Source organism: Candidatus Berkelbacteria bacterium (assembly GCA_016187225.1).
GTDB lineage: Bacteria > Patescibacteriota > UBA1384 > JACPKC01 > JACPKC01 > JACPKC01.
On record JACPKC010000004.1, the window covers coordinates 35,792 to 56,581 of the forward strand.

Below are 20,790 nucleotides of genomic sequence, written 5' to 3' on the forward strand. Positions count from 1 at the left end.
GCCCCTCGCACCCTTCGCTATTTGTGTTTTTCCACGAGACCGATAATCAAGCCCAAGAGGCCGATTACAAAATAGAGCCAAGCGTACATTATGCCCTCCACAGTGTAATTTCCGAAGAGGAGAATCCCAATCACAAAAAGCAGTAAACCAATCAAAACGGCGTACCACTGTGAAAACATAAACCTCCTTTAAGAGTTAGATAATAACATTAAATCGTTGAAAGACTATTCACTTCGCGTGCACGAAACTTTTCTTTTCAACGATCTTCAACTATAGCATGCTCTAACTTATAAAGATGCGAACATAGGCGGCGGCTGGCGCTTGCAAAGAATATCTGGGGAGAGAGGCAGGGATTAGAACAAAGGAGAGCGGGGCAAGTTCTAGAACGCCTGACTTGCTTTTTAGTTTAATTTTTTGAGTTAGCGACATAAGAATCTCAAAACTGTCCCTGGGATGATGTTGACGTTCGCCCTCCAGGCGCCAGCGTTCAAGCGTGAAGTAAGGGCAATCAACCAGAATTTCTTGATTTTCATTTTTTAACGGTGCCTGGAGCTGGGGTTCGGTGTCGCTAAAATCAATTGATCGGAGCGCCTGCCTGACATGGAGCTCGCGCGGTTTATGTGTGCGTGGATCAAGGCGATTCCAATCGAAAACGCGGTAGGTGGTGTTGGAGTTTTGCTGAACTTCTAGAAGGAGACAGCCTGCGTCGATGACGTGCAAGCGGCCGGATGGTAAAAACATACAATCGCCTGGCTTGACGGCCAGATGATGGAGTAAAGGCTCGAGCGTGCCTTGTTTAAGCGCGGTTTCAAATTGAGATTGAGTCACGTTTTTCTTGAGACCGGCAAGAATGTGAGCATTTGAATTTGTCCCATCAAGCATCAGCCAACATTCAGTTTTTGGCTCGCTGGCTCCATCCGCTGTTGATTCTTCAGGCGGGTGAACTTGAAGCGAGAGCCGTGCCTCGGCGTCAAGGAGTTTAATCAGCAATGGGAATTTGCCATTCACCGGAGCGACCTTGCCCAAGAGCGCTTCGCCATACTCTTCCATAAGCTCGTGAAGATTTTTTCCGGCGAGTGGACCGCTTGCAACAATGCTGACTCGGTCATCTTCGGGTCGGTCGCTAACTTCCCAAACCTCGGCCAATGGCTGACCGCTTGCGTGAGGCTTGCCGAAAGCACGAAGTTTTTGCCCACCCCAGAGGTAGGCTTGCGTCATATTCTCGAGTCGAAAAGTGAGGGGATAAAGTGATCGCATCTTTCAATAATTATAGCAAGAAAAAGGACCAGACTACCGAGGGGGAATTATTGTAGCCTGGTCCTGTGAGAAACTTTAGTTCTTGGAGCCGTTGGCCAGCTCCCGAACTATTTCCTCGAACCCTTTCGGCATGCGCAGAAAGGGTTCGAGGTGGATGAGTTTACTGCCGCGTGTGCCAACGCGACAGTCGCGGCTCCTTTCGGGCGCGCCGGATACGATCGTCGCGGCGCTTGCCCCACCCGAAGCCGGGTCCGTTCGTGGGGACCTCTTTCCCAGAGGAGTTTCCACAAAAAAATGAGAAAAATTCATTTATCTCCTCCTTGGAAAGTTCCGCCACGGTATGAAGACGAACCTGATCGAGAGTTTCGTGTTGTTTCCTCTCGATCTGGTTCGACACAACCTTCTTTCTGATCAAGATTTTTCCTCCCTTTTATCTAAATTGAGAACGGCGGACCGTTCCCACGAACACGAATACTACACACTTTTTCCACAGTGGCAAGTCTCAAGCTATGTTAAACTGACATTTGTGCCTAAATGGGTGCAAACTTTTATCAATATAAGCTTTCATAGAGGAGGGGGAATGTTCAAACGTTTCTGGAGTGTACTGGCGCCGATCACACTGGTCGTGGCCATTGCGGTCCTCACTGTTGGTCCAAATAACGTGACGACGTTATTTGAGATCGACACCGCCAGAGCCGGCGATATCACAAGTCCAACGTGGACTCTTTCAGATACTACAGCGTCCGCCACGAATGTGACGTATACCCATACGTTCACGACCGAAACCGCGATCCCAATCAATACCGGTGGAGCTGAAATTTGGCTCAGCGTCCAGCCCGGAATGGAGCCGCCGCAATTCACAAGTAGCACACTTGCAAGTGGTAGCACAGAGGGGTTTGCGGGGCAGGAAATCAATTTTTGGTCCGAGGGCAAGGGCGGGATGAGTATTTCGATTCACAATAAAGGGACAACGGCAATTCCGGCTGGTGAGATCACGCTTAAATTTAGCGGTGTCACTAACCCAAGTCGTGGCGGTGCGTTGCGAACTAATACTTATACAAAAGATTCCTTTACTCCGCTCGACGGTCGCCAAGGGCCAGACAGTAATGGCGTGATCGCGATCGGTACGCAAAATGTCCAGGGAACGGTAACTGAAGCTTCGACCAGCGCTCCCGTCGCCAATTTCCCGCTTGAAATTCACGGTGAAAACGGGTTTTGGCAAGCAACAACTGCCACGAACGGCACTTATGGCTTTTATGGTGTGCCAGCTGGCAATTACATGCTTGAAATGAGTTACGCAATGGATCCAAATAGCAGTAACGCCTCCTCGATCTCGCAATATCTGCGTTTTGAGCAAATTCAAGTCACTGTCCCAGCCTCCGGCACAGTGACACAAAATATCTCTCTCCAAAAATCAAGCAAAGTCATTACTGGCGTTGTGAAATATTCAGATACTGGCGCCGTGGTGGCCAATGCCAACGTCAATGCTTTTTCAAATGGCCCAGGCGGCTTTGCTTCTAGCCCAACAAACTCAAGTGGTGAATTTACCTTGCGAGTTGGCGGCGGCAACTACTATATTAATGTCATGCCGAACTTTTTCGGCGGTCCGGGCGGTCCAGGTAATCAATCACAAACGGGAAATGATTTTTTCCCACGCGCGCCGCGCCAGGTCAGTTTTGTCCAGGCCGCATCAGTTGCTGAAACAATTGCAATGGGTGACGTTCTCGTCGATCGAGCCGATGCAACGGTAACCGGCAAACTTGAAAAACCGAATGGTAGCGGGGTTAATATGGGCGGCATGGGCGCAATGAATTTCCGCACTCACACTATGATCCCAATCATGGTCCAGCAAGACGGCAATTTTTCATTTAAGGCCAAATCTGGCACCGGCACATGGGAGTTAAATTACTTTGATCCAGGCGCATCGGTTGCTATGCCACCAGATACACAGTTTAAGATCGATCCAGGCGCAAACAATCTCGGCACAATTAAAATGGTTGCGCTCGATAAAACCATTACCGTTAACGCCAAACGGATTGATGGCGGTAAAAACGAGGGCATTGCCAATATGCCAGTCATGACCTTTCAAATTAAACGACCGGGCCCGCCATTTATGAGCTTTACTGATTCAACTGGAACAGCGCAGATTAAGGTCCCGGCTGGCTTTGAAGGTCGGGTGATGGGCATTCCGGGTGGCAAAGGTGGCCCTGGCAAACGCGAGGGCGGTGAAGGTGATGGCGAAGAATTCGGTTGGCTCCAGATGTTTAACATTGCCGCGGCTTACGCCCAAGAAGGCCCGGGTGGTGGCTCCGCAGGTGGTTTTGATCAAGAAACTTCTCGTCTCTTCCCAGTTACAGCGCCTCAACGCGCCAAAGCCGGCGATACCGTAACGCTTAACTTCGATCTGGCAGATAAAAGCGTAACGGTGCGGACGGTAGACAAAAATAATAACGCAGTTTCAGAAGGGGCCTTTGTTAATGCCCGGCCATTGGGCAGTGGTTTTACTGGCAAGGGCGGTGGTTTTGGTGGCTCGACATCCGGTGGAAGCGGCACAATCTACACTACTAAAGGCGACTTTACTTTTAACACTTTTTTCCCACCGGATTCTAACTATATGGGAATTGCGAAAACTGTCACGGTCGGCGATAACGGCGCCACAGCCGATCTTTTAGCGGCAACCAAGACAGTGACAGTCACTGGTGAAGTTCGGGATGCTTCAAATAATAACGCGGTCGTTAAAGACGGTTCGCTCGGCATTATGATCGGTCTCTTTGGCGAGAGTGGCTTCAGCGATGGCAAATACAACCCAGCCGATGGCACATATACGGCAAAGTTTGTGCCTGATACGAAATTCAGGATCGGTGTTGCCGCTGGCGATCCAGGTATGGTGCAAGAGGGTGGCTATATTCCTAACATTAGCCCTGTTGAACTTGAGGGCAATGACGGTGAGACTTTAACTCAACACGTTACCTTGGCAAAAGTTGATGCCAAGATTAAGGGCACAGTCAAAGATCAAAATGGAACAGCAATTAAAGGCGTTACAATTACCGCTGATCCTGGTTTGGCTGAACTGATCGGCGAAGGCCCAGGCGGACCTGGTCCGGGCCCAGAAGAAGAGGGAATCGACTTTGGTTTCTCTGATGTAACCGAAGATGATGGTAGCTACGAAATTGATGTGGCGGCGAATAAGTACAGCATGATTGTGAATGCGCGCAAGGAAGGTTTATTTGTCACGCAGAATGTGACCGTTGACATTAAGGCGCGTGAGACGAAAGAAAATATTAACCTAAGTCTGCAAAAGGCTGATGCCAAGGCGACTGTTGAGGTCAATAATAAAGACAGTAACGATCTTGGCGGCGCCGAGGTGCAGATTTTTAATGATGAAGGTACGATTAATTTCTCGTCAACGGCGGGTAGCGATGGCAAAGTGACGATTGATCTGCCGGCCGGGACATACAACATTAAGGCCGGCAAAGATAGCCCAGAAGATAATGGCAAGGTTGAGGGTAGCGCCATTCAAAAAGTGATTATCGATAAAAACGAAACCGAAAGCATGGTCTTCAAAACAGAAACGGATACCGGCGTCTTACCCGCTCCGGTTGTGCAGGAAATTAGTAGTAGTTCGCCGAGCACGGTCAGCCTCTCGAAGGGTGGCGATGAGAAAATTGCTTTGAATATTCCGGCTGGCGCCTTGAGTTCAAGTAGTTCGAGTAGTGATGAGAGTAGCGATTCAAGTAGTTCGAGTAGTGATCCACTTCTATCGGTCACTCCGCTCGATAAAGAGCTTGTGCCAACCAAGGCTTTGGAGCCAATTGTCGGCATGAGCGTCGACGCGACTGACTCAAGCGGCAATGCAATTACCTCTCTCTCCGGTCAGGTATCCGGGTCGATTAAATACGATGCGAACAAACTTCCAACCGGCGTGAAAGAAGATAATTTGGAAGTTCGCTCTTTTAATGAAGATAGCGGAATTTGGGAACCAGTTATTTCGAGCGCAGTTGACAAAGCCTCCGATAAAGTAACGTTTTCAACTAACCACTTTACCGACTTCGCAATTGTGGCCGCGACCGATACAACTGCACCATCAGCGCCGACAAATGTCGCCGCCGCTGACCTTGGGACAAGCGGTAAAGTTGCGCTTACCTGGACTAACCCGAGCGATTCTGATTTCAACCATATTAATATTTACCGCTCAACGACGTCTGGCACAGTTGGGAGTAAAATTGGTTCAACAACTGCCTCCAGCACAACACGTTATGAGGATAGTAGTCTGACAAATGGCACAAAATACTATTATGTAGCGCGGTCAGTTGATGCGACTGGCAATGAATCGGCGAACACGACGCAGGTTTCAGCGACACCCAGCGCTACGACCTTGCCACTCACTGGGCCAGTTGAGACATCGAATAACGGCTTACTCATGGTCGTGGCAGCATTCCTTGCCGCCCTGGCAGGCGTAGGTGCAGGTATTGCGCACAAGCAGTATGCGTCGGCCTAATGTCCCTGCCCTGCCCAGGGTAGCAAGTCTTCTCTTACTCCTAATTGTAATTGGTGGCGCGGTTGCGGGTGTTCAGGCTAAGAGCGCCCGTCCCGTCACCCCAGTCCAAGAGGTAGTTGCCGAAGAGACCGCTCTTGAGGTGCCACCCAAGAGCGAGAGTTACTCCCTCGTGATCGAAGAACTAAAATTGGACGTTCCAATTGTTGAAGATGTGCCCGGCACCGACGAGAAGGCTTATTTGGCGGCGCTTACACATGGCGTAGCTCACTATGCCGGCACACCCAAGCCTGGGCAAGCCGGCAACAGTTTTATTTTCGGCCATTCCGCCTACTTAAAAGGCGATAAAGGCGATTACAACGAAGTTTTCAGAGAACTCAATAAATTAATTAAAGATGAAACCTTTATAGTCAAACACAACGACGAAGTTTTGAACTACAAAGTGTTTCGGAGCGAGGTCGTAGAAGCAAATGATTTTTCTATTCTTGATCAAACTGATCAAGAAATTGTAACCTTGATGACTTGTTGGCCGCCTGGCACAATCGAAAAACGTTGGGTGGTTCAGGCTGAACGAGTTAAGAGTTAATATTCCACTATTGAAAGGGCAATATGGGTCGAGTAATTATTATTGGCCTTGTGGTTATTTTACTTATTGTCGGAACTGGTTGGTTGATTTTACGCGTTTTACCCCAGGCACAGCCTGAAACACAAGATTCAATTACTTCTCAAGTTTCAGAAAATGAAGATTTATGGGTTGAGCAGGAAGTAGCGGTCGCTGGCAAATACGCTGATGCCGATGTTGTGGATTTAGGCGATGGACGATTTCGCATGTACTATGCCATTGAACCAGAAGTGTCCGGCAATCAACTCGAGGTTTATTCAGCGCTTTCAGCCGATGGCATTACTTGGACACCGGAAGCTGGCGTGCGACGCACGCTGTCAACTTTTCCGGATGTTATGAAACTACCCGACAACACCTGGCGGATGTACTTTCAGAATAGCGGCGTTATTAAGAGCGCAATCTCGACCGATGGCCTCAAGTGGACTGATGAAGCGGGCACGCGAGTCGATGCAGTGAATACACTCGGTTTAGCGCTTGAAAGTGTCGGCGCCTCGACCACGATTCTCGTTTCCGATGGCACGTATCTTATGGTTTATCGGGGCACAATTAACTCCTCATATAATTCACAAGTACCGAATAAAACTCAAGGTGTTTTACTTATCGCAACTTCAGCCGACGGTCTTGAATGGGAGAAGAAGGGCTTTGCGCTTGATACGCGCACGAACGTTTTTGAGGGCTGGGCTGATGGACCTGAATGGATCAATCGCGATGATGGTTCGCTCGGGCTTTATTTTTGGGGATACAAGGGTATTTACGAAAGCGCTTACTCAAATACTTTTGGCTCACCTGAACTCATCTATCGTGGACCAAATGTCGATCAAAAAGTGATGTATTCACCGAATCCACCTGGCGACCCGACACTTGCCAAGATTGGGAGCGCCTGGATGATGTACTATGGCCAACACGAAAAAGGCATTTATCGCGCTACTCTCAAGTAGTCAGCCTTCCCCTTCGTATGGAATCCCAAAATTCATTCCATTTTCAGCAGGGGCGCTACATTAAAGACTTGGTTTTTGGTGCGAATGACGGTTTAATTACAACTTTCGCGATCGTTGCGGGCGTGGCTGGCGCCGATCTGCCTATTTCGGTCGTTCTCATTCTCGGCTTTGCAAATCTTTTTGCTGACGGTTTTTCAATGGCGGCCGGCGATTATTTAGGGAGTCGTTCCGAGCTTGATTTTGTGCAAAGTGAGCGAGCTGATTTAGAAAAGGCTATCCTTAAGACTCCCAGCGAGGCCAAAAAAGCGCTCTCGGAGTATTATTATTCGCAAGGATTTCGGGATTCTGTGTTAACTGAATTAACACGGATCGTGAGTAGCCATCGCCGAGCCTGGGTCGAGGCGCTCGCTCGCGGTCGATTTCGATTGCCCGCTGAAGATGGTCAACCGTATAAGAACGCTGGAGCGATCTTTCTTGCGTTCATTTTAGTTGGCTCTTTGCCTCTTTTGCCCTTTATTCTGGCGTTACCGAATGCTTTTTTGACTTCCATTCTTGTCACGACTTTGACGCTTTTTGTGCTCGGCGCGCTCCGTACCAGGGTTACCCGACAAGATTGGTTTATGTCCGGGCTTGAGATGCTTGCTGTTGGCGCCCTTGCCGCCGGAGTTGCCTACGCTGTCGGCGCTCTCCTTGGCTCGATTGCCTAAAACTCTTCAATTCGTTTATTTATAGTTCTAAAAGTTGCTCGTAAATCCGAACCATCGCGAGCGTGTCGAGTTCACAGTAGTGCAGGAGGTCTTTCTTAATCTGTTCGCGCCGATCTGCGTATTTGCCATTGAGCACAGTTTCCATCCAAAGCCGTTGCGCCGTTTGCCCTTCTTGGATATTGAGTGTCGCATAGCTCAACTTCGGCACAAGTACCGGTAAGATTTTTTTGATACTTGCACTTCCAAAAAAACGGTAGTCTTCATACCAGTGCGCCGAGAACGGTAGCATAAGGTCGATAATTCGGGTATTGAGTGATTTCATAAACGCCCGGTGTTCCGGAAACATCTCACCAAGATCTAAGTTGCATTGCTTTTCGAATTTTTCATTCCAGACGAGAATGGTACCAATTTCGCCGAAATCCTCTCGCAGCTGTGTCACAAGAGGCGGACCGGGATTCGTGGTATCGAAGTGAAGAAATTCTCGGTGCTCAAGCTCGCCATCGGGTTCGCGTAGGATGTGAAGAGAATACTCCATGGGGAGTTGCTGAAACGGGCGCATCTCGTTCATCGGCGGGATGATGCCGCCAATTGTTTCATAGTCAAAGAAGTAGAGTGGGAATTGGAATGACTTAAGAAATGTCCGAATCTGCTCGAGCTGGATGACTGGCTTCTCAAGTCTCGTCAGTTCCACTTGGCGGCGGTGTTTGGCATTGTCGAATTCAAAACGATCCGGAATATGCTTGATGAGTTCGATACCCTGATCCTCAAGTTCACCAATTAGGTCGTTGTTCGGTGGATTGATCTGATAGATATTATACGCGTCGGTGTTGAGTTTCAGGGTATAAAAAATCTCGAGCCACTCTTTAAGATATTGTTGTTGGGCATGACGAGGCGAAATGTCTGGCCGTTCAGATGATTTCATGACTGTCAGAGCCTGCTTGATTTTTTGTTCTGTTTCGGCGAGTTTGGCAGTTACCTTTTCGGTGAGTTCAATAATTTGCGTGATCGCTTTCGCCTCGATATTGCCATGAAGGGTGTAGGTATTGTTCACAACAATTACCGAGATTTTCTCGATAGCCAGTCCAGCACGCTCGAGCACTATCTTTTGGAATGCCAGATCATCGATGTGTTCCGGCTTATCTTTTGTACTCGATTTGACTTCATAGAGATCGAACGTATTTTTGCCGGTTCGATCGAGAATATCGAAGATGCAGGTTAGCTCATCCGCTTCGACGCGCCCTTGGAAGATAGTTTTAGCGTTATCGTTTAAAGTCGATTGCGTGCGAGCCGTGAGCGCCCGATATTCAGTGAACCCATTAAAACCGAGTTTTACACCCTCCGGAAACCGCGCCTCCGCATAGGCCTCGAACGCATGGCCGGCATCGAAAATTGCCTGAACGTTGGCGTCGATAGGAGGCAATTTTTCCGGATTGTGTTTTTTAAGCCACAGCCACGCCGGGTGCTTGAGAAACATCATGTAGTCGGATTTAGAAAGTTGCATCATTCTTGTTATCGCTTTCATATGAACCGTTCGGCACGTTTTGATGCCACGCTAATTGGTACTCGGCCAGTTGTTTGGGCGTAAAAGCGACAAACCGGATTTCACTGAACTGATCCGGATACTGCTTAATCCACTCGACTACAGTTGCAATAGCAATCGTTGTCGCTTCGGCGGCGGGGTAACCGTAAGTTCCGGTGCCAAGTGATGGGAAGGCGATACTGCGTACCTGACGCTCTGCCGCAAGAATCAAGCATGATCGGTAACAGTGCGCGAGGAGTTCAGCCTCTTGGCCTGCATGGTGACTATAAACTGGAGCCACTGTATGAATCACGAAACGGACTGACAGTGTGTGCCCCCGTGTCACAACGGCTTGGCCAGTCTCGCAGTGACCAAGCTTCTGACATTCGGTCCAAAGTTCTGGTCCAATTGCCCGATGAATGGCGCCCGAAACGCCTGAACCGGGCCGCAAATGTGGGTTCGCCGCGTTAACGATCGCATCAACTACTTGTTTTGCAATATTGCCTTCAACGAAAGTCACCCGAGTGGTCATGGTAAGATTGTAGCTCGTTTTTTCAGGATTAAATAGGGGGAGCGATAGGACTACTGGACGCTGTTTGCACATTGAAACTACCGTGCGGCCAGACCTTAATCACAAAAGTCGCTTTTGCTACCACTCATGGAATCAGCGGCCGGCAGTGTTTTGATCCGCGCTTGATCTTCACTTGGCATATAGGGAAACGGGCAGATTACGTAGTGATACAAACCCGGATGTTCGGCCGCCCAAGTTGAATTGCTAGAGATCTTATTTTTTTGCCTCAAGTCGTAAGCTGTCCACGAAATGAACGTGTTATTATTTTTGCGCATTCCAACCGCGGTTGCGATGGTTTCACCTTGAAATATCTTAATCGGCGGTGAGATAGGCGTTGAGCGTGAATCATTTTCTTTTGGCTCTGGGAGTTTATCGATCATAGCTTGCAGTTTGAAAGGAATTTCAAGCAAATGATCAAAACGATTTAGAATTCCGCAGGGCGATAAAACGTCAAAAACATATTGTGTCTCCTCGCCAACTAGAAATCGAGCGGCCTGAACGATTTCTCCATTCATCGGCGCCGTAATGGAGATTGCTTCATTAGGTGATCTATCGAAACGAAAACCAGCTGTTGGCTCATAGCCGACCGAGCGCATCTGGCCCGGATAGAGCACCGAAGTTGCCTCGTCAAGCTCGGTGATCGAAGAGAACGCCAATGGCTCGGGGCAAGCTATCGGAGTGCCGACTGATTGCCAACCATCCGCGCTCTGGACCCAGTATTTGCTTGCGTTTTGACTGTCTTGCGCAGAACTGTCATCCGTTATGTTTGTTTGAGGATTATCTCGACTTTGCTTCCCATCAATGGTATTTATAGCCACAAAAACAGCAAGCAAGGCGACGCTTATGAGCAAAATCCACTTAAGCCATGAGTGAGGTGATTTTTTTGATTGCAAATTTTCTTCCATTTAATCTCCCCGATACCCACTTTGAGTATCTTCCGGCCAAATAGTATCCTTACAGTTCTTCCGGTATTGATCTAATTCAGTTTGAATGATATTTCTCTGATCCATGCCGAAAATTCCATAGTAACTTCCTGCATCGCCATAGACACGACGAGGACAAGGGTTAGCACTCGAAGCGGGGGCGCTTGCAGAATCATTTTTACTATTTTTATTAAAAACAGACCAAATAAGTATTATCAAGAATACTGAACAGATCACTAAAGCAACAATAATCATTTTGTTTGCTTTGTGGATCGCTAAGATGATGGCGACAAAAATTACCAAAAGCGTACCGACGGCGATTAGGGTGAGTAGTAAATTTGAATTTGAATTTTTTGTTGACTGACCTTGTGTAGCGAATGAGTTTTGTACGGCTGGTCCCTGGCCAGAACCGATTGCATAAAGACTCCCGGCGATCGATGTAAAATAAATCGTACCGTCAGAGCCGATTGCCGGCGATGAGTCAACTCCGCTTGAGACAGGTATTTTCCACTTTTCTTTTCCATCTGGAGAATAGGCGTAGAAGTAATTTGCTAAAGTTCCAAAATATATTGTGCCGTCGGAACCGAGTGCCGGTGATGAGCTTAGAGCCTCATATTGATTTGGAGTTTGTGAGCGCCAAAGCTCCTTGCCGCTTGTATCGTATCCGTAAAAAATTCCTCCCCAGTCACCGAAAAAGAGCTTAGAGTCATTTGAAAGTGCCGGAGTAATGCTTAGTCCGTTTTCAAAAGGCGTTCGCCATTTTTGCTCTCCATCGGAAGTTAGAGCATAAGCAAAAGCTTTTCGTGGATCCTTAGCGCCCTTGGCGAGAAAATATATCGTCCCGTCAGGCCCGATCATTGGAGAACCCTCTTGAACGCCTTCCGGAGGATTGAATTTCCATTTAATTTCTTTGTTAGTAGTTATTGCGAAGAGCATATTGGCACAATTGTTATCTGCGCAATCGTTCGCTGAAACTAAGATAGTACCGTCATCGGCAATAGCTGGTGTTCCATTGACCCACGAAGAGCCGCCTGGGTCCCAGCTCCACTTTAGGCTTCCATCTGGATTAAATGCATAAAAATAAGAAGGTCTCTCTTGCGGTCTGCCGGTTTCAGTTGGCGGATAGAGTTCGCTACCCACATAGATCGTTCTATCAAGTCCAATGGCTGGAGTTGGCCAGGCATTTTTAAAAGTAAAAACAGGATATTTCCATTTTTCACTTCCGTCAGATGTTATAGCATAAAAATTGCCACTCATCGGCAAAAAATAAATTGTTCCATCATTACCTATTGTTGGAGAACCTTGAGCACAGCTTTCGCCACCCCATTCGATAGAACGCACTGGCTCGCCGCCTTTGAATTTCCACTTTAAACTCCCATCTTGATTGATCGCATAGAGATAACATCGGTGATCGGCGAAATAAATCACACCTTTTGCGTCAATAACAGGAGATGTTTCTATCTGCCCTTCGGCTTTGAATTCCCATTTGATAGTGCCATTAGTTTTTGAGGTATCGTACTTAGATTGTCCAGTTAACTTTCGATCACCGTGGAACACTGGCCAAGATGAATCGGCAAGACCAGAGATAGTAGCAAGAGACGTTTCTGTTTGAATAAAAAGAGCGACAAATAATCCGAGAATGGCGAGTGACTTTTTAATTTTCATTATCTGCTAAAGTTCCGGATAGCCAAAAATCGGAATTTCATAGTTGCCATATTTCCAGACACGCTGGCTCTTCTCTGGAGCGGGCGTAAAAATATTATCAATTGGTTGCGCACTTGATTTAGGATCGACATAAACACCATCGCCACAATTTGTGATGATGTTATTTTTGATAATTTGCGATCCAGCAATAGACGCTATGCCGGTATGGCAATCATCTATCATATTGCCTGAAACTTCTTGATCGCTGTTGAACTTAAGATCAATCCCCTCGTGTCCCGCGTCAGATAAATAATTTTTAATTATTTTGATATTTGAGTTAGCCGACGATATCGCTCCCCACAGAGCGTGTCGAGATATAGTATTTTGGATAACGCTATTTGGCTGTTTTCCAGTCGGGTTAATTCCGTTGCGAGTATATTCAACAGTAACATTGTCTACGATACTCTCATCGCCTTGAAAGATTATCGCCTCCCAATCAGCTAAATTTGGTTTTTTTTCCGCAGATGTGAAGACAATGGGTTTCGCTTGTTCACCTTTGGCGATGATTTTTTTTAAAATAAAAAGACTAGAGTGAGTGGTTGAATACGCTTTGAGTCGTGTTGGGTCTTTGTCGTTAAAACCATCTGGCGGTATTTCGTCCCCCCAATGGCGATCATCCCCAACAGAAAATTTAATCGTCGTTCCAGGTAAAACAGTCAGGTCCCCTAGAATTACAATATCCCCGGTAACGAAAATGTTATCACTCCAAACCTGATTGCCGATAAACCACCCGCTTATAGAAGCATTGGATGTTTGGGTTGTTGAAAAAAATTTGTAGGTGGTGAAGATAATAATAAAAACTATAATTATCAGCAAAATATATGATATTTTTTTCCAGTTCATAAAATTAGTTTAGCATGATTCGCCCCGCCAATGGCGGGGCTGGGCGAGCGAACCTTCTCATCTTCAAAAAATGAGTTCGTATCTAATTTCTTGGCTCCGGGGGTAGGATTCGAACCTACGATTTCCACGTCCAGAGCGTGGCGTCCTGCCGCTAGACGACCCCGGAAGAATGAATCAAGTTTACCTTACGCGACACTAGCCATGAGCCGGGCAAATTCTTCGCGTTCGATAGTTTCTTGCTTTAGAAGTTTTTCAGCAATTTTTTTGAGCGTTGCCTTATGTTTGGTGAGAAGGGTGCGAGTTTTTTGCTCGGCCTCGAGAATAATTCGGCGCACTTCAGAATCAAGTTGGGCGGCGATCGTTTCAGAGTAATTGTGTTCGTCGCGGAAATCTCGACCCAGAAAAACTAATTCGTCGCGATGGCCAAACTGGATTGGTCCCAAAGCTTCGCTCATGCCATAAACGCGTACCATATCGCGGGCGATTTTAGTCGCTTTTTTCAAATCATTTTCAGCGCCTGTCGTTGTTTCATTAAAGATCAATCGTTCAGCCTCGCGCCCGCCTAAAAGAGAAGCGATCTCATCTTCAAACTTGCTCTTTGTGACCAGTCGTCGATCTTCCTCGGGCAAGCTCCAGGTATAACCAAGGGCTGATCCGCGCGAAACGAGCGAGATTTTATGGATTGGATCGGTATTGGGCAGTAAATGGCCGACAAGCGCGTGTCCCACTTCATGGTAGGCGGCAACCTGTTTTTCTTGTTCGTTCATGAGTTTGCTTTTACGCTCTGGCCCGATCAGCACTTTCTCGATCGCGTGATTAAAAGTCTGCTGATTCACTTCCTTAAGACTATCGCGCGCCGCCAAAATAGCCGCTTCATTGACGATATTTTTAAGGTCGGCGCCCGAGGCGCCTGGGGTGGCGCCGGCGATATGCTCTAAGTTTATATCTTTAGCAATCGGCTTGTTATTCATGTGGAGTTTAAGAATTTCTTTACGTTCTTCTCGGTCAGGGAGCTCCATGATGACGCGTCGATCAAAGCGACCCGGTCGCAAGAGCGCTGGGTCGAGAACATCGGGTCGATTAGTGGCCGCGATTACAATGACGCGCGCATCAGTTTCAAAACCATCCATCTCCACCAAGATTTGATTGAGAGTTTGTTCGCGTTCATCATGACTGCCTCCAAGCCCCGTGCCGCGCTGACGACCAATCGCATCGAGTTCATCGATGAAGATCACGGCTGGCGCATTCCGCTTGGCTTTTGAAAATAGATCACGCACGCGCGACGCCCCCACGCCAACAAACATTTCCACAAATTCAGAAGCTGAAAGCGAGAAGAATGGCACCTTAGCCTCGCCGGCCACGGCTTTGGCGAGAAGAGTTTTACCGACACCAGGAGGCCCAACAAGCAGAACGCCTTTAGGGATCTCGGCGCCGATCTCGGCATACTTTTTTGGATTTTTGAGAAAGTCAACAACCTCGATCAGTTCCTGCTTGGCTTCACGCGCTCCCGCCACGTCTTTAAAGGTAATTTTCTTTTTGCCTACAAATAACCGCGCTTGAGATTTACCAAACGAAAGGGCGCGCATACTGCCAGCTTGAGCTTGGCGCAAGATGAACCAGAGCAAGAGCCCAACAAAAATAAAGGGCAAAAACAGAGAAATCAGCGAACCCAGAAGCGCGCCGCTGGCGGGATTTTCGATTTTAATTGAAACTTTTTCAGGCGTGATGCCGTAGTCAGTTAAGCTAACGCCAGCTTCCTTAAAAGTGCGTAGTTTGGTTCCATCTGCCAGCTCGGCGATCACCTCTTCATTGTCGACAGTTACTTGACGGATTTGGTTTTCTTTAACAAGTTGGGCAATTTCTGAAATCGTTGATTCTTTGGGCGTGGAACTGTCATTTCGAATCAACCCAAAAAGCACCAGACCAGCCAGGGCTAAAAAAATGAGCGTAAAAATCGAGCGATTTAGTTGAGGATTCATATTTGGTGGCTCCGGGAGGATTCGAACCTCCGACCCACGGCTTATGATGCCGTTGCTCTACCGCTGAGCTACAGAGCCAAGCAGAGCTTTTTAATTTGGGCGCGGGGCCAGGATTTGCACCTGGGACTGAGGCTTATGAGACCTCCATGTTGCTACTACACTACCCCGCATCGGCAAGGCGCATTATATCAGCGTTGATGAGGAGCGGCAAGCTTCAGGATTTGCTCCGGCGGTGAAGAAGCCAGTTAATCCATGTTTGGGCATTTGAACTTGCTTTATCAAAAAACCCTTTAGCTGTATCTGTTTGTGTATCTTTGGCAACTACCGGGAATTCAGTCGTTTGTGATTGATTGTCGCGGTTTTTGGCAATTAAAACAACAGTTTCACCGGGTCGTTTTAGACCCAATCGGCGGCGCGCTTCCAACTCACGATACGCCGTGCTTTGATAGTAAAAAATCTGATTTTTTAAATATGCAAGCCGATACTCCAAGGTTTCAATATCCTCTTTAAGTTGACGAATCTGTTCACTGATGGAGTAGTTTTTTTGGATTGCTCGGCCAAGGTTAATAAATACATAACTTAACATAAGCACTGCTAGTGTTCTGATCACAATCAAACCTAGACGAGCTTGAATTCGCGCCATCCCAACTATTATACAGCTTTTAGCTGGTTAAAGTTTACCAACGGCCGCCGCGGTCATTCCGTCTGTTTTTTTTGGGTTCCGAAGGAGGAGGGGTCGAGTCGGCGGCATTTGTTTCAGGTTTTGAAATCCACCATTGGTAGCCATAATAGCCGCCAAAGCCGGCGGCCGCGGCGATGATAATAATAAGAAGAGTCACCCAGGTTCGGGTTGTGTCCGAAACCTTTTTTTCATCCGTGCCGCCTTTAATTTGGCCCGAGTCATCAGTCGGTTTTTCGCCTTCAGCTTGGCCACCGATTGGCGCAGGTTCTTCAGTTTCGGCTGGCGCCGTCGTCGGAGTTGGCGTGGCAGAAAGTTTTGCTGGTTGGGGTGTTGGCGTGGCAGTTGGCGCGCTGGTTGTAGTTGCAACTACAAAGTCGGCGATCGGTTGAGGTTTTCTAGGAGTGACAGTGACTGTTGTGTAGGCGCTTGAGTTTCTCACCGCATCAAGGCTGGCGAGGCCAATTTCATAAGTCATGTCGTTGAGTAAGCCTTTGAGCGTCAGCTGGGTAAAGTCGCCGCCCGAGAGAAAGAGGGTGGTGTATTCGGTTTGATTCGAAGCGCGATAACGCAGATTGTAACCAATTGCCTCCGGCACCGCATTCCAGTTCAGCATCGCCTGTCCATCGCTCTGCTCAACACGTGTAAATGTTGGCAAGGCAGGCGCCGCAATATCGGCTGAACCAGTAACGTTGTCCAAAGTTTCGGCACGCGCATAAAGAAAGCCCGCGTAATTCACACCTTCTAATGTAATATCGGTTGCGTTGACACCAGTGCTTGCATAGAGATCCCAACGTTTTTCCGTCTCATTATAGAAACGGATGCCTTCCAGTTGCGTTTCGGTTGTAATGCCGGCGGCAGTGAGATCGGCTTGAGTGTAGAAAAGACGAATTTCAAGTGGTAAAGCGCTCGAATCACTTGAGCTTAAAGTTGCAATTCGACCAACGCGAATTTTGCCTATTGGTAATTCAACGCCAGTTGGATTCATCGCATCGTGATCGTGCACGCCCAAAATTGCTTCAGTTACACTGGGAGCGGCGATGAGAAGCAGTTGCGAAGGAACAAGAAAGTTTGCCAATCGATTTGCGCTTGTTACCGTCTGTTCGGTCAAAGCACTGTCATTAATCTCAACATCTATCTGGTCACCTTGGCTATCTTCATTGAGCGCCTCGTCGAGTGAGCGGACAATAAATTTGTGCTCACCGTTAGCAAAGATGTCGGTCGTGTAAGCCATCGTCAAAGAATCAACGGTCGTGAGAAGTGTATCTTCACCATTTGAATGATGGTAAATCCGGTAACTTGCCACGTCACTTGATTCGGAAGGCAACCAGGTCAGTAGTACCATGCCGCGGTGAGTCGCGGCTTGCGTCTGCTGGGGTGGATTCGGCACAACCGTATCTTTGATAACCTCTGTCCGGGTAGCTTGACTGGATCGGTTTCCGAATTGATCCCAAACCCAAGCGCTTAATGTAAGTGGACCATCGGCAAGTAAATGCGCATCGAGCGTTAAAGTTGCTCCAGGCAAACCAGTGGCTGTCACTTCTCGCTCATTATCAGCGAGCGCAACTTCAATGGTTCTCACTAAACTTGGATCAGCCAGTGGAACCTCGATGACAACCGCAGTTTCATTCGCGCGATTCACTGTATTGGCTGGGTTTGTTTCGGTGGCGATAATAGCGGACTGATTCGAAGCCAGAATGCTCATAGTTTGCTTGATGGCGCTGAATTGCGTCCACGCGCTCATAATTCCGGCATGTTCAGTATAGCCCTGGAGTGTGATCGCGCCGTCGACAAGGGTTTGAGCATCGATTTTTGCAAGAGTGGCGCTTGCAATCTGCTCATCGCGAGTCGAGGCGAGAGGGGTTAGATTGCCCAAACTGTCGACAATAGACGCGTTCAAGCTGGCGCTTCCTTCAAATGCGCCGAGCAAGGTGACCTCGTTCACATTGGCGCTAGTGATTACGTTTTCAGGTGTCTGATCGGTGGCGGCGACAATTAAACTCGCTAAAGTGTTTGGCGCCTCAATTATTGCGGTTGCGTTTGTTGCCGCTTCGGTCTCATCGACATTCGAAACCCAACGACCGGTGCCATCGATGGTCCGGGCGATTGAGTCACTCAAAGATGGAGCAGGTATGGTCGCAGCCAGTGAATCACCCCACGCGAGTGTTTCAACAGTAATATCCGCTTGATTTAGCTTGACCCAATCTTCACTGCGCTCAAGGGATTCAGGTAACTCAACTGCCAAATAACTCCCAGCATTCAAATTATCATTTCCGAGCAGGAGTGAAGAGCTCGACGAGCTAATACTCCAACTCGAAAGATTGATTGGCGCCGTTGATGGATTAAAAATTTCAACCCAGTCATGCGTCGGTGAAACTTCATTGATGACGAGCCGATTTTCAGCGCCTGGCTCCGTGGCCAAAGCAAAATTCGGTGGCAAAAACTGCACGCATAAAGTCACAAGCAAACAACGCGCGACCCAAATCTTCCACATATTTCCTCCTCGTTCGTAGTTGAAATGGCTACTTCTTACGTAGCCAGGGTCGAGGAGGCATGTCAAGTGGAAAATTCATTATACATTTTGCGTTCGTACAGAAAATGTTTTTTACGAGTTTAAATTTAGAAAACTCATTTCACGTTCGTAGCAGAAGTGCCGAACATTTGGACAACTAGAACAGTTTCCTTGCCTTCAAGTGTGCCTTTAACCACAGCGACGCCAATATCTTGAAAATCGGCACTCAAAATGTTTGCTCGGTGAGTGTCGCTTTCCATCCACGCTGGCACAACTTGTTTTTGATCCAAAAAGCCGGCCGCTAAATTCTCGCCAGCCATTTGGTACTGGTAGTGGCTTGCCTCGATAAAACTCCAAGGAGTGACGCCAACTGGGCTGATATGTTCAAAATACTGTCCCGAGAACATGTCGCGCGCCTTGGCTTGTGCCGCCGCTTGCAGATTAGAGTTCCATTTTAAGTCTGGTAAGCCAGTTAAGAGTCTTTCGGTGTTTGTTTTAGTCAAAATTACTTTTTCATCCTCCAAAATCACCGGTAGAGTGGCACCGTGAATTTGACCGACTGTGCGAGAAAAAGTAACGTTGTAACTGAATAAAAGAATAAGAGCAAAAATTATTCCGGCTGTCAGGCTAATCAGATATGGCAGGCGAACGTTTTTGAGAGGTAGGTTGTGATAGGTCATGGCAAAATTCATCCGATCTTGCCTGACCTTACTGTTAAAGGCAGTATAGCACACTATCTGTTAGACGTCAATTGTTTGTGTATTAAATAGTAAAAACTACTCTGTGGTGACCCCAGGGGGAGTCGAACCCCCGTTCCCACCGTGAGAGGGTGATGTCCTAACCACTAGACGATGAGGCCCTAAACCGAAGTAGTTTATCAAGCATGGACGACGCATTCAATTATATTGTATACTTTGTGCCGCGCAGAGGCCCGTAGCTTAGTGGTTAGAGCAGTCGGCTTATATCCGACCGGTCACAGGTTCGAATCCTGTCGGGCCTACCAAAATTCTTTTTATGTTTCACAAAAATTTTTTTACCTTTACTGCGCATGACAATGCCGATCTGGGCTTCCAGATGGGTAAGGTTTTTACTGCCCAGGCTCGGACGGGAATTCAGCGTGCTCGTCGGCACAAGAACTGGTCGGCCAAGCGTGTTCGCGCTCAAAAATTTCTTGTCTTCCAGACACAATACTTTCCAGAGTATTCAGAGGAATTGCAGGCTTACGCAAAAGGTGCGCACGTTGATTTTCTCGATCTCTTCACGTTGAGTCTAGAGGATGAGGTAGAAGATCGGCTTACTGAGCACTGCACAACTGTAATTACAGACGACGGCTTCCTCTTGGCGCATAATGAAGATGAAAACGAAATTTCGGAAGACCAAATTTGTGTTGTGCAAAAAACGATTGAGGCGCTAACACTTTTTGAGCTTTATTATTACAATACTTTAGGCGGTAATTCAGTCACAGTTAACTCCCATGGTTTCGTGATCGCGATTAATTCGCTCTCCTCAAAGGCTTTACAAGTCGGGGTGCCCAGAAATGCGATCGCCCGATTTTTTTCAGAAACGAACGACCCAGAACGCGCGCTTGCGAAACTTGACGTTTTGCCTCGCGGCGCTGGTTACAGCATCAATATCGTCAACGCCAAGCAAGAAGTTTGGAACATTGAATACAACTCAAAGTCTGTTTCAGTGACGCGCCCTACGCTACCTTTCGTCCACACCAATCATCATCTTTCTCATCTTAAAGCTGATGAAGCCAATTTGGGCGAGAGTTCGCGTAACCGTTATCGAATGGCCTCTAAATTAGTGCGCGCGCAGATGACGCCGATGAGCCTCTTTGGCCTGATGGCAGATACCTCAAACGGAGCTGAAATCAGTTTGACGAATCGGCATACCGTTGCCCGGATCATAGTCGAGCCGGCGGCGGCCCAGATTTGGCTCAAACGAGAACGTTTAAGCGGCGCCCTTACTTATCCTCTGACTCTCTTGAAATAACAGAAAGAAATTAGTATGGTCAGAAACTCATTAGTTTGAGACAAGG

Annotated in this window: 16 protein-coding genes and 5 tRNA genes; 6 read left to right on the forward strand and 15 right to left on the reverse strand. The window is 47.7% G+C overall.

Features of this window, described 5'->3' with window-relative positions:
• Nucleotides 1-17 precede the first annotated feature (17 nt).
• Both HYW32_00865 and HYW32_00870 read right to left on the reverse strand, forming a co-directional pair.
• The gene (locus HYW32_00865) at nt 18-179 is read right to left on the reverse strand and encodes a hypothetical protein (GenBank protein ID MBI2589575.1); all 162 of its coding nucleotides are present in this window, start codon (nt 177-179) and stop codon (nt 18-20) included.
• A 103-nt stretch (nt 180-282) separates the two neighbouring features.
• The gene (locus tag HYW32_00870; GenBank protein ID MBI2589576.1) at nt 283-1,257 is read right to left on the reverse strand and encodes a class I mannose-6-phosphate isomerase; all 975 of its coding nucleotides are present in this window, start codon (nt 1,255-1,257) and stop codon (nt 283-285) included.
• Between the two features lie 580 nt (nt 1,258-1,837).
• Between HYW32_00870 and HYW32_00875 the strand changes: the two genes are divergently transcribed.
• The 4 genes from HYW32_00875 to HYW32_00890 are packed head-to-tail and all read left to right on the forward strand — an operon-like array spanning nt 1,838 to nt 8,019.
• Nucleotides 1,838-5,755 (forward strand): hypothetical protein, encoded by a 3,918-nt coding sequence (locus HYW32_00875; protein MBI2589577.1) that lies wholly within the window; start codon nt 1,838-1,840, stop codon nt 5,753-5,755.
• Nucleotides 5,742-6,338, forward strand: coding sequence for a sortase (locus HYW32_00880; GenBank protein ID MBI2589578.1), 597 nt, complete (start codon nt 5,742-5,744; stop codon nt 6,336-6,338). Before HYW32_00875 ends, HYW32_00880 begins: the two co-directional genes overlap by 14 nt.
• Before the next feature lie 23 nt (nt 6,339-6,361).
• Nucleotides 6,362-7,312 (forward strand): hypothetical protein, encoded by a 951-nt coding sequence (locus tag HYW32_00885; protein ID MBI2589579.1) that lies wholly within the window; start codon nt 6,362-6,364, stop codon nt 7,310-7,312.
• Between the two features lie 17 nt (nt 7,313-7,329).
• Nucleotides 7,330-8,019 carry a VIT1/CCC1 transporter family protein gene (locus HYW32_00890; protein ID MBI2589580.1) on the forward strand — a complete coding sequence of 230 codons (690 nt, stop codon included), beginning with the start codon at nt 7,330-7,332 and terminating at the stop codon, nt 8,017-8,019.
• 19 nt (nt 8,020-8,038) lie between these two features.
• On the opposite strand, the gene HYW32_00895 is transcribed toward HYW32_00890, so the two are convergent.
• The 13 genes from HYW32_00895 to HYW32_00955 form a co-directional block, all read right to left on the reverse strand.
• The gene (locus HYW32_00895; GenBank protein MBI2589581.1) at nt 8,039-9,523 is read right to left on the reverse strand and encodes a DUF2779 domain-containing protein; all 1,485 of its coding nucleotides are present in this window, start codon (nt 9,521-9,523) and stop codon (nt 8,039-8,041) included.
• Entirely contained in the window at nt 9,507-10,070 is a 564-nt protein-coding gene (locus HYW32_00900) for a macro domain-containing protein (GenBank protein ID MBI2589582.1), read from the reverse strand. The genes HYW32_00895 and HYW32_00900 overlap by 17 nt, the downstream gene beginning before the upstream one ends.
• 95 nt (nt 10,071-10,165) lie before the next feature.
• Entirely contained in the window at nt 10,166-11,014 is an 849-nt protein-coding gene (locus HYW32_00905) for a hypothetical protein (protein MBI2589583.1), read from the reverse strand.
• Entirely contained in the window at nt 11,015-12,697 is a 1,683-nt protein-coding gene (locus tag HYW32_00910; GenBank protein ID MBI2589584.1) for a PQQ-like beta-propeller repeat protein, read from the reverse strand.
• A 6-nt stretch (nt 12,698-12,703) separates the two neighbouring features.
• Complete coding sequence (locus tag HYW32_00915) at nt 12,704-13,579, reverse strand: right-handed parallel beta-helix repeat-containing protein (protein MBI2589585.1); 876 nt, start codon at nt 13,577-13,579, stop codon at nt 12,704-12,706.
• 91 nt (nt 13,580-13,670) lie between these two features.
• Nucleotides 13,671-13,745 (reverse strand) — tRNA-Gln (locus HYW32_00920).
• Between the two features lie 19 nt (nt 13,746-13,764).
• Complete coding sequence (gene hflB, locus HYW32_00925) at nt 13,765-15,558, reverse strand: ATP-dependent zinc metalloprotease FtsH (protein ID MBI2589586.1); 1,794 nt, start codon at nt 15,556-15,558, stop codon at nt 13,765-13,767.
• Nucleotides 15,559-15,561: 3 nt separating this feature from the next.
• Nucleotides 15,562-15,636, reverse strand: a tRNA-Met gene (locus HYW32_00930).
• Between the two features lie 18 nt (nt 15,637-15,654).
• Nucleotides 15,655-15,728, reverse strand: a tRNA-Met gene (locus tag HYW32_00935).
• A gap of 44 nt (nt 15,729-15,772) precedes the next feature.
• Complete coding sequence (locus HYW32_00940) at nt 15,773-16,201, reverse strand: septum formation initiator family protein (protein MBI2589587.1); 429 nt, start codon at nt 16,199-16,201, stop codon at nt 15,773-15,775.
• Nucleotides 16,202-16,235: 34 nt separating this feature from the next.
• Nucleotides 16,236-18,731, reverse strand: a complete 2,496-nt coding sequence (locus HYW32_00945) for a fibronectin type III domain-containing protein (GenBank protein MBI2589588.1) — start codon at nt 18,729-18,731, stop codon at nt 16,236-16,238.
• 134 nt (nt 18,732-18,865) lie between these two features.
• Nucleotides 18,866-19,441: a hypothetical protein gene (locus tag HYW32_00950; GenBank protein MBI2589589.1), complete on the reverse strand. Its 576-nt coding sequence runs from the start codon at nt 19,439-19,441 to the stop codon at nt 18,866-18,868.
• Nucleotides 19,442-19,533: 92 nt separating this feature from the next.
• Nucleotides 19,534-19,608, reverse strand: a tRNA-Glu gene (locus tag HYW32_00955).
• Between the two features lie 68 nt (nt 19,609-19,676).
• On the opposite strand from HYW32_00955, the gene HYW32_00960 reads away from it, so the two are divergent.
• Together HYW32_00960 and HYW32_00965 are read left to right on the forward strand one after the other, a co-directional pair.
• Nucleotides 19,677-19,752 (forward strand) — tRNA-Ile (locus HYW32_00960).
• An 11-nt stretch (nt 19,753-19,763) separates the two neighbouring features.
• Nucleotides 19,764-20,744, forward strand: a complete 981-nt coding sequence (locus HYW32_00965; protein ID MBI2589590.1) for a hypothetical protein — start codon at nt 19,764-19,766, stop codon at nt 20,742-20,744.
• Nucleotides 20,745-20,790: the final 46 nt, after the last annotated feature.

Excerpts from the sequence above, each read along its gene's own strand:
- HYW32_00865 (MBI2589575.1), bottom strand. The coding sequence starts at position 179 with ATGTTTTCACAGTGGTACGCCGTTTTGATTGGTTTACTGCTTTTTGTG.
- HYW32_00870 (MBI2589576.1), bottom strand. The coding sequence starts at position 1,257 with ATGCGATCACTTTATCCCCTCACTTTTCGACTCGAGAATATGACGCAA.
- HYW32_00875 (MBI2589577.1), top strand. The coding sequence starts at position 1,838 with ATGTTCAAACGTTTCTGGAGTGTACTGGCGCCGATCACACTGGTCGTG.
- HYW32_00880 (MBI2589578.1), top strand. The coding sequence starts at position 5,742 with ATGCGTCGGCCTAATGTCCCTGCCCTGCCCAGGGTAGCAAGTCTTCTC.
- HYW32_00885 (MBI2589579.1), top strand. The coding sequence starts at position 6,362 with ATGGGTCGAGTAATTATTATTGGCCTTGTGGTTATTTTACTTATTGTC.
- HYW32_00890 (MBI2589580.1), top strand. The coding sequence starts at position 7,330 with ATGGAATCCCAAAATTCATTCCATTTTCAGCAGGGGCGCTACATTAAA.
- HYW32_00895 (MBI2589581.1), bottom strand. The coding sequence starts at position 9,523 with ATGATGCAACTTTCTAAATCCGACTACATGATGTTTCTCAAGCACCCG.
- HYW32_00900 (MBI2589582.1), bottom strand. The coding sequence starts at position 10,070 with ATGACCACTCGGGTGACTTTCGTTGAAGGCAATATTGCAAAACAAGTA.
- HYW32_00905 (MBI2589583.1), bottom strand. The coding sequence starts at position 11,014 with ATGGAAGAAAATTTGCAATCAAAAAAATCACCTCACTCATGGCTTAAG.
- HYW32_00910 (MBI2589584.1), bottom strand. The coding sequence starts at position 12,697 with ATGAAAATTAAAAAGTCACTCGCCATTCTCGGATTATTTGTCGCTCTT.
- HYW32_00915 (MBI2589585.1), bottom strand. The coding sequence starts at position 13,579 with ATGAACTGGAAAAAAATATCATATATTTTGCTGATAATTATAGTTTTT.
- hflB (MBI2589586.1), bottom strand. The coding sequence starts at position 15,558 with ATGAATCCTCAACTAAATCGCTCGATTTTTACGCTCATTTTTTTAGCC.
- HYW32_00940 (MBI2589587.1), bottom strand. The coding sequence starts at position 16,201 with ATGGCGCGAATTCAAGCTCGTCTAGGTTTGATTGTGATCAGAACACTA.
- HYW32_00945 (MBI2589588.1), bottom strand. The coding sequence starts at position 18,731 with ATGTGGAAGATTTGGGTCGCGCGTTGTTTGCTTGTGACTTTATGCGTG.
- HYW32_00950 (MBI2589589.1), bottom strand. The coding sequence starts at position 19,441 with ATGAATTTTGCCATGACCTATCACAACCTACCTCTCAAAAACGTTCGC.
- HYW32_00965 (MBI2589590.1), top strand. The coding sequence starts at position 19,764 with ATGTTTCACAAAAATTTTTTTACCTTTACTGCGCATGACAATGCCGAT.